Annotated in this window: 18 protein-coding genes; 2 read left to right on the forward strand and 16 right to left on the reverse strand. The window is 69.8% G+C overall.

Annotation, left to right across the window (positions count from 1 at the left end; all coding sequences use genetic code 11):
- Nucleotides 1–24 precede the first annotated feature (24 nt).
- The 8 genes from OZ403_RS06745 to OZ403_RS06780 all read right to left on the reverse strand — a co-directional run bounded on the left by OZ403_RS06745 (nt 25) and on the right by OZ403_RS06780 (nt 5,923).
- The gene (locus OZ403_RS06745; protein ID WP_140788356.1) at nt 25–522 is read right to left on the reverse strand and encodes a hypothetical protein; all 498 of its coding nucleotides are present in this window, start codon (nt 520–522) and stop codon (nt 25–27) included.
- Nucleotides 523–527: 5 nt separating this feature from the next.
- On the reverse strand, nt 528–1,715 hold the full coding sequence (locus OZ403_RS06750; protein ID WP_268783733.1) for a PilW family protein: 1,188 nt from the start codon (nt 1,713–1,715) through the stop codon (nt 528–530).
- Nucleotides 1,712–2,266 carry a type IV pilus modification PilV family protein gene (locus OZ403_RS06755; protein WP_268783734.1) on the reverse strand — a complete coding sequence of 185 codons (555 nt, stop codon included), beginning with the start codon at nt 2,264–2,266 and terminating at the stop codon, nt 1,712–1,714. Before OZ403_RS06755 ends, OZ403_RS06750 begins: the two co-directional genes overlap by 4 nt.
- Entirely contained in the window at nt 2,263–2,970 is a 708-nt protein-coding gene (locus tag OZ403_RS06760) for a prepilin-type N-terminal cleavage/methylation domain-containing protein (RefSeq protein ID WP_268783735.1), read from the reverse strand. The genes OZ403_RS06755 and OZ403_RS06760 overlap by 4 nt, the downstream gene beginning before the upstream one ends.
- A complete protein-coding gene (locus OZ403_RS06765) occupies nt 2,967–3,374 on the reverse strand; it encodes a pilus assembly protein N-terminal domain-containing protein (protein WP_268783736.1) in 408 nt (135 codons plus the stop codon). Before OZ403_RS06765 ends, OZ403_RS06760 begins: the two co-directional genes overlap by 4 nt.
- Nucleotides 3,375–3,615: 241 nt before the next feature.
- Nucleotides 3,616–3,993 carry a peptide chain release factor family protein gene (locus OZ403_RS06770; RefSeq protein ID WP_026113834.1) on the reverse strand — a complete coding sequence of 126 codons (378 nt, stop codon included), beginning with the start codon at nt 3,991–3,993 and terminating at the stop codon, nt 3,616–3,618.
- A gap of 238 nt (nt 3,994–4,231) precedes the next feature.
- On the reverse strand, nt 4,232–4,948 hold the full coding sequence (locus tag OZ403_RS06775) for a COG1470 family protein (protein ID WP_237078098.1): 717 nt from the start codon (nt 4,946–4,948) through the stop codon (nt 4,232–4,234).
- 75 nt (nt 4,949–5,023) lie between these two features.
- Complete coding sequence (locus tag OZ403_RS06780) at nt 5,024–5,923, reverse strand: histone deacetylase family protein (protein ID WP_268783737.1); 900 nt, start codon at nt 5,921–5,923, stop codon at nt 5,024–5,026.
- Between the two features lie 134 nt (nt 5,924–6,057).
- Between OZ403_RS06780 and OZ403_RS06785 the strand changes: the two genes are divergently transcribed.
- Nucleotides 6,058–7,317 (forward strand): vWA domain-containing protein, encoded by a 1,260-nt coding sequence (locus OZ403_RS06785; protein WP_268783738.1) that lies wholly within the window; start codon nt 6,058–6,060, stop codon nt 7,315–7,317.
- Nucleotides 7,318–7,381: 64 nt separating this feature from the next.
- On the opposite strand, the gene OZ403_RS06790 is transcribed toward OZ403_RS06785, so the two are convergent.
- From OZ403_RS06790 to OZ403_RS06820, 7 genes are all read right to left on the reverse strand, one after another.
- Nucleotides 7,382–7,531, reverse strand: coding sequence for an alpha/beta fold hydrolase (locus OZ403_RS06790; protein WP_268783739.1), 150 nt, complete (start codon nt 7,529–7,531; stop codon nt 7,382–7,384).
- 50 nt (nt 7,532–7,581) lie between these two features.
- Complete coding sequence (locus OZ403_RS06795; RefSeq protein WP_268783740.1) at nt 7,582–7,875, reverse strand: alpha/beta fold hydrolase; 294 nt, start codon at nt 7,873–7,875, stop codon at nt 7,582–7,584.
- Between the two features lie 37 nt (nt 7,876–7,912).
- Nucleotides 7,913–9,568: a hypothetical protein gene (locus tag OZ403_RS06800; protein WP_140788373.1), complete on the reverse strand. Its 1,656-nt coding sequence runs from the start codon at nt 9,566–9,568 to the stop codon at nt 7,913–7,915.
- Nucleotides 9,565–10,386: an ABC transporter ATP-binding protein gene (locus tag OZ403_RS06805; RefSeq protein ID WP_140788375.1), complete on the reverse strand. Its 822-nt coding sequence runs from the start codon at nt 10,384–10,386 to the stop codon at nt 9,565–9,567. Before OZ403_RS06805 ends, OZ403_RS06800 begins: the two co-directional genes overlap by 4 nt.
- 90 nt (nt 10,387–10,476) lie before the next feature.
- The gene (locus tag OZ403_RS06810) at nt 10,477–10,854 is read right to left on the reverse strand and encodes a response regulator (RefSeq protein WP_140788377.1); all 378 of its coding nucleotides are present in this window, start codon (nt 10,852–10,854) and stop codon (nt 10,477–10,479) included.
- A gap of 159 nt (nt 10,855–11,013) precedes the next feature.
- The gene (locus OZ403_RS06815) at nt 11,014–11,961 is read right to left on the reverse strand and encodes an amidohydrolase family protein (RefSeq protein WP_140788379.1); all 948 of its coding nucleotides are present in this window, start codon (nt 11,959–11,961) and stop codon (nt 11,014–11,016) included.
- Nucleotides 11,962–11,975: 14 nt separating this feature from the next.
- Nucleotides 11,976–12,203 carry a hypothetical protein gene (locus OZ403_RS06820; protein WP_140796366.1) on the reverse strand — a complete coding sequence of 76 codons (228 nt, stop codon included), beginning with the start codon at nt 12,201–12,203 and terminating at the stop codon, nt 11,976–11,978.
- A gap of 250 nt (nt 12,204–12,453) precedes the next feature.
- Here OZ403_RS06820 and OZ403_RS06825 point away from each other — a divergent pair, with 250 nt between their 5' ends.
- The gene (locus OZ403_RS06825) at nt 12,454–12,732 is read left to right on the forward strand and encodes a hypothetical protein (RefSeq protein WP_140788381.1); all 279 of its coding nucleotides are present in this window, start codon (nt 12,454–12,456) and stop codon (nt 12,730–12,732) included.
- A 111-nt stretch (nt 12,733–12,843) separates the two neighbouring features.
- Here OZ403_RS06825 and OZ403_RS06830 read toward each other — a convergent pair whose 3' ends face one another.
- Entirely contained in the window at nt 12,844–14,901 is a 2,058-nt protein-coding gene (locus tag OZ403_RS06830; RefSeq protein WP_268783741.1) for a M3 family metallopeptidase, read from the reverse strand.
- Nucleotides 14,902–14,927: the final 26 nt, after the last annotated feature.

Consider the following 14,927-nt stretch of genomic DNA (forward strand, 5'->3'; position numbering starts at 1 on the left):
GGGGAATGGCGGAGTCGGAAGGGGTCAGATGCCGAAGCGGAAGACGAACTCGGTCTCGGCCTGCCGGCCTCCGGGTTCGTCACACATGACGACCACGCGGTAGTAGCTGCCGCCGGCCGTGCCTTCTCGAAGGGTGTTGGCCGCGTCACTCACCTGGTCCTTTCCGCTGCTGAACGAGGACGAGGCGAGCACCGCCGCCGTGGGCGCCGACGCGGTGTCACCCAGGTGGGCAGTACGCATGATGCTGCTGTCGGCGACGACCTGGTCGTCTTGCAGCACCTGCTCCAGGCTGATGTTGGTGACGGGCACCGCGCCGGTGCCGAACACCTTCAGCCGCGACAGGAGGTAGCGCCGCGCCGTCTCCGCGCAGGCCTCCACGCGGTCGCTGCGCGTCTTGGCCACGGCGGCGGACTGGTTGCGGCCGGTGAAGGTGATGGCGCCCACCACGAGCAGCAGCAGCACCGTCAGGGCAATCAGGGTGATGGCCAGGGCGCTGCCCCGGCGTGCGGCGAAGTGAGTCATGGTGGCTAGCCTCCCCAGACGTTCTTGATGTCACCGGCGACGCCTTCGGAGCGCAGCTCGGGGATGAAGAAGGCGCGGGACGTCATGTTGGGAATGCGGAGAGACGTCTCCACGGTGGTGCGGAAGAACATGTCCTCGGGATTCACGGGGTCCGCGTTGAAGAGCTTGCGGCCCTGGTTCTTCTTGCCGGAAGGCAGCGGGCGCACCGAGCGCACCGTGAGGCCCACGCCCACCGAGCGGATGTTGGCCGGGTTCATGTTGTAGCGGAGGGGCGCGTCGTACGGCGTGCTGTACGTGGGCGGCGGAACGTCGGCGTCGTACTTGGGCAGCACGACGGAGTCCTCGTCACCCAGCACCCAGGCCATGCCACTGCCCACGGCGCCGTCGGGCGCGGGCAGGCCGGCGCAGCACGCGGAGTTCGCGGGCGGCCGGTTCATCTGGTAGCTGACCTGGAAGGACTCCACGTCCACGGCGATGGGGTCGAAGTCGGCGTTCTGCGCCCAGCCGTGCCTCACCACCAGGTACGGGCGGCCACCGTACGCCTCCACGCGCAGCCGCTTCTCATGCACCAGCATGACGAAGGGCATGCGGCCGGTGTCCGTCATGCAGGCCCTGGGCACATCGCCCGGGAGGCCCGCGGCGAGCGCGGTGTTCAGCGTGGCGCTGGTTCCATCCGCGGCAACGTCCGCCGTCAGCCGCCCGAGGAAGTAGTCCTGACCGCCCGGACAGGCGATGAGCACGGCCTGCCCCTGGCGCAGCGGCTGGCCGAAGGTCGCGGCGGGCTCCAGCTCCAATTGGAAGGGCTCCGTCCCGGTGCCGTCGAGCTGGCCACGGCGCAGGAACATGGGGTCGCGGTAGCGGAAGGCCAGGTCGTCGGTGACGAAGTTGCCCCAGCCCTCCACTTCCTCCGTGTAGTTGTCCTTGCGGTCCCCGGGCAGTCCCACCGTGTCGAAGTTGAAGGCGATGGCCGGGTCCAGACCGTAGCCCGCGTAGCGCAGGGTGCGGTTGAGGTAGTCGGAGCCCACGCGGCTGCCTTCGACTGCCGTCTTGGAGATGGTGTTGTTCTGGAAGATGTTGTTGACGGCGATGATGGTCCCCGCCACCGCCAGCAGCACCACCGAGGAGACGGTGATGCCTACCAGCAACTCGATGAGCGTGAAGCCGCGTCGCGCGTGCGTCCTGGACGTGCTCACAGTTCAACCCCCGCGCCGTTCTCCGCCGGGTTGTAGAGCGCGACGAACTGCTTGACGTAGCGACGCTGGCCGGCGCTGCGGAAGGACACCACCACCGCGACCGAGTCGATGGCCTGCGCCGGCGTCCACACGAGGACGCGGCGGTAGTGTTCGCTCTCCTCCGGCGAGTAACCCGGCACCACGCGGAGCAGCGGGTCGCCGGTCGCGGTCTCGAAGGCGTCCAGGTCCACGACGCACGCGTCGGGCAGGGTGGAGAGGCCGCCGGCCAGCTCGAGCGTCTCCGCGGCGCCGGCGCAGCGCGCGCTGGACAGCGGCCCGGCGCCGGCGAAGAGGCGGGAGCGGCCCTGGAGTTGGAGGCCGGAGCGCACCTGCGAGGCGATGGCGCTGGCCTGCGACAGGCGGTTGGCGGCGGCGTTCTGCTGGCTGGCGAAGATGAGCCCGCCGAAGACGCCGCTGATGCCCATGGCGAGGATGGCGGCGGCCGCCATGCCTTCAATGAGCGTGGCACCGCGCATGTGGGCGCGGCGGGATGCGGGATTCAGGCGCCTCATCGGTTGACCCTCATGTCGACGAAGCCGACGGGCGCGGAGACGGCGAAGAGGTATTCGCGCTGCCCGTCGGTGGAGAGAAGCGCCAGCGACGCGGCCCGGTTCACGGCGCCGTTGCCGGCGGGGATGACTGGCTGGCCCGCGCCGTCCACGAAGCGCGCGGAGCCGTCACCGCGGAAGACGATGGCGCCCCGCCGCGGCGCGCCGCTGCAGAAGCTGCAGTCCGTGGCGGCCAGTCCCTCGAAGATGCCGGTCCACGCCAGGTTGCCGCTGGCGCCGAAGCGCACGGTGCGCTGCGAGTAGCGGTCCAGGTACATGGCGTCCATCAACCGGCCCTGGTCCGCGGAGGGCTGGATGTCCAGCGGGGGCGAGAAGGTGCCGAAGCTCAGCTGTCCGCTGGCGCCCGCGGCGTCTCCGAAGTTGCGCAGGCGGTCCTCCAGCAGGAACCAGGCGCCATGGCCCGCGCCGGCCTGACCCTCCGGATTGATGTCCGGGTAGATGATGAGCCACACGTCGGCCTGACGGTCCACGGCGCGGGCCCGGGCCTCGGCGAGCGCGCCGGACAGGTCGGCGGCCGCGTTCTGCGGACCCGCCCGCGCGCTGAGCTGCGCGTAGCCCGCGTAGGCCAGCGCGGCCAGCACCGCGATGATGGCGAGGACGATGCTGACCTCCAGCAGCGTCATTCCGCGTGCGTCGCGCCGGCTCACTTGGCGACCTCCACGCGCACGCTCAGGGGCTGCCTGGTGCCCTGGCGCCACACGAGCACCTCGGACACGCCCAGGCTCAGCCCCTGGACCATGATTTGATTCGGCTCACCGAGAGACGCCTCGACCACCGCGGAGGCCTGGACCCTCACGCGCTCGGCGTTCTCCACGATGAACTGCGTCTGATGAAGGGGCGCCACCCGCACCACCAGGCCGGACGGCTGAGCGTTCTTCGCCTCGACGGCGTAGTCCGGCGCGGGCGCGGCGGCGGGGGGGTCGGTGGCGGCGTCCTGGGCCCACGCGGCGGAGGCGGCCAGCGTCAGCGCCAGGGGTGCCCACAGCTTCCAGCGGGGCTCGCGGGAACGGTACTTCAGGGAAGGTGTCGGAAAAACCGTGAGCAAGGGCATGGGGGAATGTCCTGCGGGCACAATGACCCCTGGGGGCTGGGGCAATGGAGACACGCGGGGTGTTTCTGCACACCTCGTGCCTCCCCGCCTGGTGAGCCAAGCCCCCGACACTCCACGGCAAAGTTCCAGGAGGAGGTCCCGACGAGCAGCAGGCGACCTTGCAATGTCTGCGAGCCCGCAAACTTTAGGCGCACCCTGACTGTCCGGCGACAGGGTGACTGGAGTCCGAATGGACCCTGGGTTACCAGCCAGATTTGCTGTTTCTCAGGGCCTTCTTTTCGGAGGTGCGCTTCTTGCCTTCCAGGCGCCGCCGCTTGGAGCCGGCGGTGGGCTTGGTGGCCCGCCGCACCTTGGGCACGAATGTGAGGACCTTGAGTCCCTCGCGCAGACGCTCCAGCGCCACTCCCTTGTTCTGCACCTGGCTGCGGCGCTCGGTGGCGCTGACGGACAGCTCGGTGGGGGCATGCGTGAGGCGCACGCCGCTGGCGGTGGTGTTGCGGTGCTGTCCCCCCGGGCCCGAGGCGATGAAGTAGTCCACCTCACACGCCTTCAGGAGGGACTCGTCGTCCAGCTTGAGGGCGTCCAGCGCGGCCTGCCGGCGGGTGGGTGAAATGCTCATGGCTGTCTTCAAGGTATCCCTCCCAGGCCCCTTCGTGCACCGCTGTCGTGCGTGCAGGCCCCGGCGCTGGACGGGGCCCCGTCGTCCGTCTGACGAGGGATTTCAGGTTGGCCGGGGTGGGCTCTCAAATTGATTCGGGCATGACGCGGCTCCGGGACGAAGCTCCCTGATTCCAGCGGGTGGGCTCATGCTCCGCAGGCTGCTCTGGAGGCCGCGGCGTGCGCCTCGCGTGGCGGTGCTAGCGCACGTTGATGGTGGTGCCCGTGCTGGCCTGCCGTCCGTCCTCGCTGGTGGCGATGATGGAGGCGGCGACGGGCACGCGGGTCATGCCTCGGTCGGTGTCGATGTAGGGCTCCACGAACGTCTGGTCCGCGGGGATGGTGACCGTGGGCATGCTGATGCGGCGGGTGGGCGATTCCAGGGCGACGGTGACGGGGCCGGTGAAGCCCTCCGCCCGCGTCACGGTGATGCGCACCTTCTCGTTCTGACCGGCGAACAGGTCCAACTGGCGCGGCTCGATGGTGACGGAGAAGTCCGGCTGGGCCACGGGCGGCGGAAGGATGACGAGGAAGATGTTGGCGCTGGCCGCGAACGTCTCCGCGGCGTTGGTGGCCATCAGCAGGGCGCGCATCATGCCCCGGGCCTGCGTGTCCTGCGCCACCGAATAGGTGGCGGTCGCGGTGACGCTGGGCTCGCCTTCGGGCAGGGCGATTTCCGGCGCGAGCGTCACGCCCTCGGGCGCATTCTGGAGGTTGATGCGGAACGCGCTCTGGTCGTCGCCCTCGCGCCGCACGGTGATGTCCACCGGAAGGCTCTCACCCGGAATAGCGGTGAGGGTGTCGGGGAGGTCAAAGGCGATGCGGAAGAAGGGCCCGTCGCTGCCGCAGGACAAAGCGAGCGCGCTGCCGACGAGGAACAGGCTCCCGATGAGGGACCGGCGGAGGGATGGGGTCATGTTCTTGAATCTCCTGGTGAGTGCCAGCATCCGTCCACCGTGGCACCTGGGCAAGCCGCTCCAGAGCAGGCGGGCTCAGCGGAACAACGCACGAGCCACCTCGTAGGTGCCCACGTGCGCATCAATCGTGGCGGACAGAGGTTTCGCGTAGCCGCCGCCCAGGGTGAGCACCGCGGGGATGCCCCGCTGGCGTGCGGCCTCCAGCACCAGCCTGTCTCGCGCTCTCAGTCCGGCGTGAGTGAGGGACAGCCGTCCCAGCGCGTCTTCCGCGAGCGGGTCCACGCCCGCCTGGAAGAAGAGGATGCAGGCGCCCGCGCTGTCGAGCACCTCGGGCAGGTGCAGGGCGAGCGCGTCCAGATACGCCGCGTCTCCGGTGCCGTCCGGCAGGCCCACGTCGAGGTGGGAGGGCTGCTTGCGGAAGGGGAAGTTGTTCTCTCCGTGCATGGAGAAGGTGAAGACGGAGTCGTCGCCGGTGAAGACGGCGGCGGTGCCGTTGCCCTGGTGGACGTCCAGGTCCACCACCACGGCCCGGCGGATGTCGCGCGAGGCCTGGAGCACGCGGATGGCCACCGCGATGTCATTGAAGACGCAGAAGCCCTCGCCGTGGTCCGGAAAGCCGTGGTGCGTGCCGCCGGAGAGGTTGCCTCCGATGCCGTCCTGGAGCGCCGCGCGAGCCGCGTCGACGGTGCCGGCCACCGCGGCGGAGAAGCGCCGCACCAACTCGGGCGACCAGGGGAAGCCGAGGCGCCGTTGCTCGGCGTCGGTGAGGGTGCCCTGGGACAGCGCGTCGAGGTAGCGGGGCGTGTGGACTCGCGCGAGGTCCTGGCGTGGGCAGGGCATGGATTCGGTGAGGGATTCCGGGGAGAGCACGCCCCGCTCCAGGAGCGCCTCGCGCAGCAGTCGGTACTTCTCCATGGGGAAGCGGTGGCCGGGAGGCAACGGGACTTCGTAGCTGTCCGAATGGAAGACGCGCACGCGGAGGGAGCCCTAACGCCAGGGCAGGGCGGGTGCAACCGGCGGCGCGTGTGAGAAATCGACCGGGGGCGTAGACCCGGGGGCGAAGTCGTTCGTTTCGAACCTCGCTGTCGTCCTTCCCCTTGGAGAACGCCATGGACCGCAAGTCCCTGTCGCGCGCCGCGCTGTCGGCCGCGCTCGTCACCGCTCTGTCCGCTGCCCTGTCCCTGGCCGAGGAGAGCCCGATTTTCAAGCCCGTGGAGAAGCCCGCGCCCGCCAAGGCGGCGACGCCGGCCGCTCAGGCGAAGCCCGCTCCGAACCAGAAGCCCGCGCAGCCGGCGCCGTCCCAGCAGCAGGTCCCCGCCGCCGCCCGGCCGGAGATTGAAGTGGTGTTCGTGCTGGATACGACGGGCTCGATGAGCGGGCTGCTGGAGGGAGCGAAGCGGAAGATCTACTCCATCGCCTCGCGCATCGCGCAGGGCCGTCCGACGCCGCACCTGAAGGTGGGGCTGGTGGCCTACCGCGACGTGGGCGACGACTACGTCACGAAGCGCTTCGACCTGAGCGACGACCTGGACACGGTGTTCGCCAACCTGCGCAAGTTCGAGGCGGGTGGCGGCGGGGATACGCCCGAGCACGTGGGGCGCGGGCTGGGCGAGGCCGTGTCCAAGCTGTCCTGGAGCAAGAACCGGGAGGTGATGAAGGCCATCTTCCTGGTGGGGGACGCGCCCCCGGCGCAGCGCAACGACGACTGGGACTTCAAGCACTGGGCGAAGAAGGCCCGGGAGAAGCACATCGTCGTGAACACCGTGCGGTGCGGCGGGGATGCCGAGACGGAGGCGTCGTGGCGGTTCGTGGCGAAGCTGACGGACGGCACCTTCGACACCATTGACCAGGGCGGTGGCATGGTCGCCGTCGCCACGCCGTATGACGCGGAGCTGGCGAAGGTGAACGCGGAGCTGGCCACCAAGACGCTCTACACGGGCCGCAGGGAGGTCCAGGCGGAGAACATGGCGCGCGCCGCCTCCATGGGGGCGCTGGCGCCCGAGGCGGCGGCCGAGCGCATCAGCTACATGAAGAAGACGCGCGGCGGTGGGGCCGCGGGAGCCCCCGCGAGCAGTGCGCCCAAGGCGGTGGGCGGCGCGGTGGACCTGGTGGAGGCGCCGTCCGCGCTGGATGGCGTGAAAGCGGACGAGCTCCCCTCCGAACTCAAGGGCCTGTCCAAGGAGGCGCAGGCCGCGAAGGTGAAGGCGCTCTCCGAGGAGAAGAAGGCGCTGGAGAAGAAGGCGGAGACGCTGGCCGCGGAGCGCGAGGCGTGGCTGACGAAGAACGCTCCCGAGAAGGAGGACGCCTTCGACGCCAACGTGATGAAGGGCGTGAAGGCGCAGGCCGCCCGCTACAACATCGCCTACTGAGCGCCAGTGAAGCGGGGGACAGGAAGCCGCGGGCGCGCTTGGAGGCGTCCGCGGCTTTCGCGTGTCAGGCGTGGGCGCGCAGGAACTCCAGCAGCGCCGGATTGACGTCTTCCGGGTGCGTCATGTTCGCCGCGTGCGCGGCGCCGGGAACCGGGACGAAGCGCACGCTGCCGGGCAGCGTCTGGTGCAGGTGCTCGCCGTGGACCGGAGGCATGCCGTGGTCCTCCAGCCCGTGGAAGACGATGGCGGGGCAGCGAATCTCCGTCAGCCGCCCGGAGATGTCGTCCCGGTCGATGAGCGAGCGGAGCCCAGGTGGTCCAGCAGGCCCACGCAGTCCGCGGCCGAGTCCCACGGCGTGAAGGGCTTTCCGTCCCAACGCGTCTGCCCGAAGCCGCGGGCATCCCAGCGGATGACGCGGAACTCGGGGGCCAGCGCCGCCACCTGCGCGTCGAACATCCGGTGGTCCATCAGGAAGCCATGACCCAGGATGATGGGCCGGCCGTTTCCACCGGAGTCCTCGAAGTAGATTCCCTGTCCGTTCAGCTCGGCGATGGGCATGGCCCCTCCGTCTATCACCCCGGGAAGGCCGCGCGCGCTACTCCCGCGTCACCGCCTGGAGCACCACTTCACGCCGCCGCTCCAGCAGCCGCAGCGCCAGGGGAAGCACCCCGCGATACAGCGCCACGTTCAACGCGGCGGCCAGGAGAATCATCGCCGCCGTGTGCCACGTGGGGCCTTCCTTGCCCGCCAGCTTGAGCGCCCAGCCGAAGGGCATGCAGCCCGCGCTGGCCGCGAGGATGCCCAGCATGGAGGCCGTCAGCGGAACCTTGTCCCGCCGCTTGAGGCTCGCGTGGAACTTCACCGGGAAGTACAGCGACAGGAAGTTGCCCGCGGCCAGCAGCATGGGCACCACGGCTCCCACGGCCGCCATGGCGCACAGCATGTCCAGCCCGGTGCCGAAGCCGAAGTACACCCGGTAGAAGAGCGCCACCATCGCCGCCATCCCGAGCGCCGCCGCGCCCTGCACTTGATTCTTCGCGCGCAGCACGTCCGCCAGGTCCAGGGGCGCCGCCAGGAAGGCCGCGAAGCCCTGTCCGTCATACGCGAAGGTGTTCTGGGAGAACGTGGACGCAATCACCACCGCGCCGTAGATGCACAGGCCCCCCATCAGCCACGCATCCGCCGAGCCGCCCAGGAGGAACACGAACAAGTCCCTTCCGGACAGCAGCTTCAGCAGGATGGCCAGGATGAATGGCACCGATGCCAGCAGCCGCGCGCGCGGGTTTCGCCACAGGTCCAGGGCCTCGCGCGTCACCAGCGTGGTGTAGCGCGTCCGCGTGGTGGCGAACGGGTTGCTGTCCCCCGAGTCCTTGCGCGAGCCCCCCGCGCGGCCCGCCTGCCGGTGGAAGCGCATCAGCAGCGCGTAGGCCACCGCCATGCCCACGCCCGCGAAGAAGAGCAGCGCCGCCGCCTCCAGCATGGCCACCCGGGGCCGGTGCCAGGCGAGCTGCGCCAGCGCGTCTCCGAAGAGCCCCGGGGGCACGCGGCCCAGCGCCACCGCCGCGTTGATGATGAGGGACATGTCCAGCGCGTCCACGCCCGCCTCGCCCACCGCCGTCAGCCAGGAGGTGTCGATGGGCGGGATGAACGACGCGGCCAGGAGGAAGAGCGCCAGCCCGCCGCCCATGATTTCCGCGCTGTGCTTCGCCCGCAGCACGTTGATGACGGCGTACAGCGCCACCCGGCTCCAGGCCGCGCACAGGAGCGCGAAGAGGACGTAGAGGACCACCGCCATCCACGGCATGTACAGCACGTAGACGGAGGCGAAGCCCAGCGCGGCCCCGGTGAGCGGCGCGTAGAAGACGAGCGCGCGCGGCTCGAAGAGGCTGGCCACCGTCGATGCGATGAGTAGCCGGAAGGGCGAGATGGGGAAGGCGGCGTAGCGGCTCAGCTCGGAGTGGTCATCCACGCCCGCGGACAACAGCGGCCACGTCACCCACACCGAGAAGGTGACGAAGCACAGCAGGTTGAGGATGAAGTAGGGCCACACGTCGCTCTGCGCGATGGGCCGCAGCCGCATCAGCGCGAAGAACGTCAGGCCCAGGAAGAGGCCCGGCGCGCTCGACGCAGCGAAGGCGGCCACCGCGAGCATCCGGCTGCGTCCGGGGCCCTGATTCAACCCGATGTCGAAGCGCAGCCCCCACAGCAGCCACAGGTGCCGGAAGAAGCCGGGCACGGCGGGGCGGCTCATGCGGTCTCCTGGCGCAGCGGCGTCACGGACGCGGGCGCCTCACCGTAGAAGGACAGGCGCGCGTTGCGCGAGGCCGGCACGGAGATGAGCTTCTCGAACACCGCCTCCAACGACGGGCACTCGTAACGCGACAGCAGCGAGCCCACCGGACCCTGGTCCAGCATGCGGCCGCCGCGGATGATGCCCGCGTGCGTGGCCAGCCGCTCGGCGATCTCCAGCACGTGCGTGGTGAGCAGCAGCGTCACCCCGCGCCGGCTCAGCTCGCGCAGGAGCTCGCGGATGACACCGGCGGCCAGCACGTCGATGCCTTCGAAGGGCTCGTCCAGCAGCACCAGCTCCGGCGCGTGGATCAGCGCCGCGGCGATGGCGAGCCTCCGGCGCATGCCCTTGGAGTACTCCGCCACCAGCGCGCCCGCCTTGTAGGTGAGCTCCGTCAGCTCCAGCAGCTCGGTGGCGCGCGCGGCGGCCTCGTCGCCGTCCAGCCCGTACATGCGCGCGCAGAAGGTGAGGTACTGCCGGCCGGTGAGCCGCTCGAAGAGGCTCAGCTCCTCCGGCACCACGCCGACGCGGCGCTTCACTTCCATGGGCCTGGCCACCGCGTCCACCCCGAGCATCCGGATGGAGCCCGCGTCGGGGCCGTACACCCCCGTCAGCAAGGCGATGCTGGTGGACTTCCCGGCCCCGTTGGGGCCCAGGTACGCGTAGAAGGCGCCGCGGGGAATCTGCAAGTCCAGGCCGTTGAGCGCGCTGAAGCCGCCAAAGCGCTTCTGCAGTCCGCGGGCGTCGACCGCCAGGTCATCAGTGGGAGAGGGCGTCATGGAATGCCCTCCATCTCACCCGAGCCCGGCACCAGGGGACAATCCCCACCCGTCAACAGGGGGATGCCCGCCGGCTCCTACGGTGCCGTCTCAGTGGACGAACGACATCTCCGGCGGACCGGCAATCTGCTGCACCGTCATCCGCACCTTGTCCAGGTCCACGGGCTTGGAGATGTAGCCCGCGGCGCCCACGAGCTCGGCCTCCCATTCGAAGCCGTAGCCGGAGATGATGATGATGGGCAGACCCCGCGCACGGGGCATCTTCTTGAGTGCGTCGAGCAATCCCCAACCGCTCATGACTGGCATCCTCAAGTCGAGCAGCACGGCGGAGGGCATGTCTCCCTCCAGCAGGTCCAGCGCCTCACGACCGTTGGCCGCTTGAACCGTGGGATAGCCCATTTCCTCGAGGGCATCGCAGATGAGCGTGCGGTGGCTCGCGTCGTCATCGACGACCAGGATGTGGGACATGGCAGGGCCTCGGAAGCTGCGGCTGGGTGTGTCGCCGCGAAATTCTATGGGCAGGATGATGGGAACTCCTCTTCCATTCCGGAAGGGGCCCCGATGCTTTTCAACAGCGAACGGCCCGTGAGGACGAGGCATGCATCCGGGGCCGGATGCCCACGGGGCTCACGCTCCGTAAAGCTGGAGCGCATTCTGCCCCAGGATGCCCGCGAGTACCGCGTCATCCAACTTCATCCCCAGCATCGTCCGCAGCTCACGGTCCCACGCATAGGGGATGTTGGGAAAGTCCGTGCCGTAGAGGATGCGCTCGGGCCGGACCTCCAGCGCGCGGCGGGGGATGGGAACGGGGAAGTAGCCGGCCAGGGCCATGGTGGTGTCCAGCCAGAGGTTGTCGTGCCGCTCGAGCAGCCGCGCATAGGCGTCGAACTCGTCCGCGCCCAGGTGGGGCACGCACAGCTTCAGCGTGGGATGGTCCTTCAGCACACGCTCCACCCGCTCCGCGGCGCAGAGCGCGTAGGTGTCGCAGTTGTAGTGGGGACTGGAGGGCTCCCGTCCCGCGTGCATGACGAGCGGACGGCCCGCCTTCGCGCACGCGGCATACACCTCGTGAAGGTGCGGCGCGTCAGGGGAGAAACATTGGACGTGGCAATGAATCTTCACCCCACGCAGGCCCGCGTCGAACGCCTCTTCCAACACGGCCGTGGCATCGGGTTCGCCCGGGAGCACGGTGGCGAGCCCCAGCACACGAGGCTCTTCCCGGGCCACCTCCGCCACGTAGGCGTTGAGCGCGCGGGCCATGCCTGGCCGGTGGGCGTAATGCAGCGCCACCACCCGGTGGACCCCCCGCGACAGGAGGAAGGACACGACCTGCCGCGTGTGCAGCTTGTAGCGGATGGGCCAGCCGTACTGGTCGAACCAGCGCCACACCGCCTCGAACACCCGGTCCGGGAAGAGGTGGACGTGCGCGTCCACCACGGGAGGCAGTCCTTTGGGCAGGCGAGGGCCCTCCGTGTCCTGGAGGGCGGGCATGGGCATGCGGATGCCGGAATCCCGCCACGTGGGCGCGGAGGCCAGACAAGGGACGGGCACGTCAGCGTCGGAGTCGGTGGCCATGGCGAGCCACCCGTCTACGCCTTCTTGACGGTGTCGTCCTCGTCCCCGTCGGTCCGTCGCAGGTAGGTGTTGTGCGGGTACCCCTGGCGGGACAGCCGCTGCGCCTCGATGGCGTCGGCGACCTTGGCGCAGACCTGACCCAGCATGCGCAGCGACTCGGCGAGGAGCCGCTCGGCATGGTCCTGCGCGTCGGCGGCCTGGATGGTGGTGCGCTCTTTGCGAAACAGCCCGGGCAGCTTCATCTCCCCCAAAGCATAGGTGACGCACTGCTCCCGTGCCACCGCCCCGCGAGGCCGGCCTTAACCACGTTGACGGCCCGCTCAATTTACATTTTTGAGCAGTTGCCCCTGGCTCCTCGCCTGGATGCCTGCCATTTGTGCTTGTAACCCCTTGGACTTCTAGGGTTTTGACGAATTTTCAAGTGGGGGGATGACACGGAGTTAATCCGGCCCTACATTGGATTCCGTTGGATTTACGGCAGAGGAGCTGCGCATGGCTTACGACGGCGAGCTGGTGAAGATGGAGAACGGTCGCTGGGCGCGGTTCCAGCGGTGCCAGGTGTACCGCCCGGGCGTCGAGGACGCGGGCGAGACGATGCTGCTGATCGCCGTGGAGCTCGAGGAGCGCTATCAGCGCCAGCTCGACGAGGCGGCTGACTCCCTGGCCCAGTACCGCTATCAGGGCGTCCCCGTGCAGGTCCGTTTCGATGCGGGCTCCCAGGGCATCACCCTGCAGCCCGAGCAGACGGTGGCCGCACCCTCGGTGCACTGAGCGCTGCCTCCGCGTGAGCGGAGTGTCAACGGGTTGACGGATTCACAACACAAGGGGCCTCGCGATTCACATCGCGGGGCCCTTGGTTTTTACAGGCCCTGACGAGCAGCGTCAGGCGTCGTCCAGCCAACGGGTATACGCCTCGAAGCCGTAGTCCCTGCCCAGGAATGACCGGACCAGGTCCGCCGCGTCGCGAGAGCCGCCCGGACCCAGCACGGTGTCCCGGTAGCGCTGGGCGGTGGAGGCGTCCATCAGCCTGTGCTCCAGGAAGGGTGTGAGCAGGTCCCGGGCGATGACGAGCGACCAGAGGTAGGCGTAGTACGCGGAGGAGTAGTATCCGTCGAGCTGGACGAAGGAGAGATGGGGGTAAGTGTCGTCCAGTGGGGGGAAGGGCATGTAGCGCTCCTGGAGCGCCTTCACCCGCGCGGTGGTGTCCACGCCGGCGGGGTCGCTCGCGTGGAGCTGGAGGCTGACGGCCGCGTAGAAGAGCTGTTGGCGCAGCCACAGTCCCTTGCCGAAGGCGTCCGCGCGCCGCATCCGGAGGATGGTCTCCGTGGGCAGCGGCTCGCCGGTGACGACGTGCCGGGCGAACGTCTGGAGTGACTCCGGGCGCCAGGCCCACTCCTCCAGCACCTGGGCGGGGGCCTCCACGAAGTCGCGCTCCGTGCGCGAGCCGGACAGGCCGGCCCAGCGCGCCCGGCCGCCGAGGACGTGGTGCAGCAGGTGGCCGAACTCGTGGAAGAACGTCTGCACCTGGGAGTGCTGGAGCAGCGCGGGGTGGGCGCCGGGACGCGGGAAGTTGCCCGTCAGCACGCCCTCGGGAAGCGTCCTCCCCGCGCGGCCGGTGGCCAGGTCCCACTGCGCCGGATGGGCGTACTTGTTCGGGCGCGGGTGCATGTCCAGGTAGAAGCGCCCCAGGCGCGTGGGGCCCTCGTAGATGTCCCAGGCCTCGATGTCTGGGTGCCACACCTGCGCATCCCGGACGCGGCGGTAGGTGAGCCCGAAGAGCCGCGAGGTGATGTCCAGCACGCCCTGCTTCACCCGCGTGTATTCGAAGTAGGGCCGCAGCTCGCGCGAGTCGAAGTGGTAGCGCTCCGCGCGCACCTGTTCCTTGAGGTATGTCTGCTCCCACGGCTCCACGCGGGACGCGCCGGGCACGTCGCGCCGCTTGCGCTCCAGCAGCGCGGCGTAGTCGTCCTGCACGCGCGTGGTGGTGGCGGTGGCGAGCTGTTCGATGAAGTCCTCGGCCACGTGCTGGTGCCGGACCATCTTGTCCTCGGACGCGTAGGCGGCCCAGCTCGGATAGCCCAGGAGCGTGGCCAGGTCGTGACGCGTCTGGAGCAGGCGTGACAGCGTCTCCAGGTTGCGGGGATGGCCGCGCTGCTGGCTCGCGCGCCAGAGCGCCTCGCGGGCGCTGCTGTCGCGCGCGTACGTCAGGACGGGCAGGGCGTCGGAGGCGTCGGTGGTGATGCGCACCCGGCCGTCGGGTCCCGGCGGATGGTCCCGGAGGTAGTCGTCGGGGAGGCCCTCCAGCGCTTCGGGGGCCACGTCCACGTGCCGGACGTCTTCGCGGATGTGCTGGCTGAACGTCTGGCCCAGCCGCGTGAGCGCATCGTTCAGCTCGCGCAGCCGCGCGCGGGTGGCCGCGTCCCGATTCACCCCCGCGCGCCGGAAGTTTCGCAGCACCAGGTCCACCCAGCGCTGGGTGGCGGTGTCCTGTCCGCGCAGGTCCAACGCGGCGAGGGCCGCGTAGACGTGGGGGTTGAGCGACACGTCCGTGCGCATGCCATCCGCGGCCTGGCCGCAGCGCGCCGCCGCCGCGCGGAACGCGGCGTCCGGGTGGGTGTTGGCACCGATGCCCGCGCGGCCGTTGGCATCATCCAGCAACGCGATGGCGTCGTCGTAGGCGGTGAGGGCCGCCTCCACGTTCCGGGGCTCGGGCAGTGACAGCAAGGCGTCGATGCGCGCCGAGGCCCGTTGCACGTCGCACAGGCAGGTCGCCAGGAAGCGCCCGGATGTGGCGGTCAGTTGGCGGCCCGCGTCAGGCTCCAGGGCGCGCGGCGCGCAATGCACCGGCGTTTCGGTGGATGACGCAGGGCGCTGAGCGGAGGACAGGCCAGCGCAGCCCGCGAGCGCGAGGCTGACGACGAAGACGACCAAGCGATGCAAGTGCCACTCCCAGCGCGGGTGATGGG

The organism is Myxococcus sp. NMCA1 (assembly GCF_026810205.1).
Classification (GTDB): Bacteria; Myxococcota; Myxococcia; order Myxococcales; family Myxococcaceae; genus Myxococcus; species Myxococcus xanthus_A.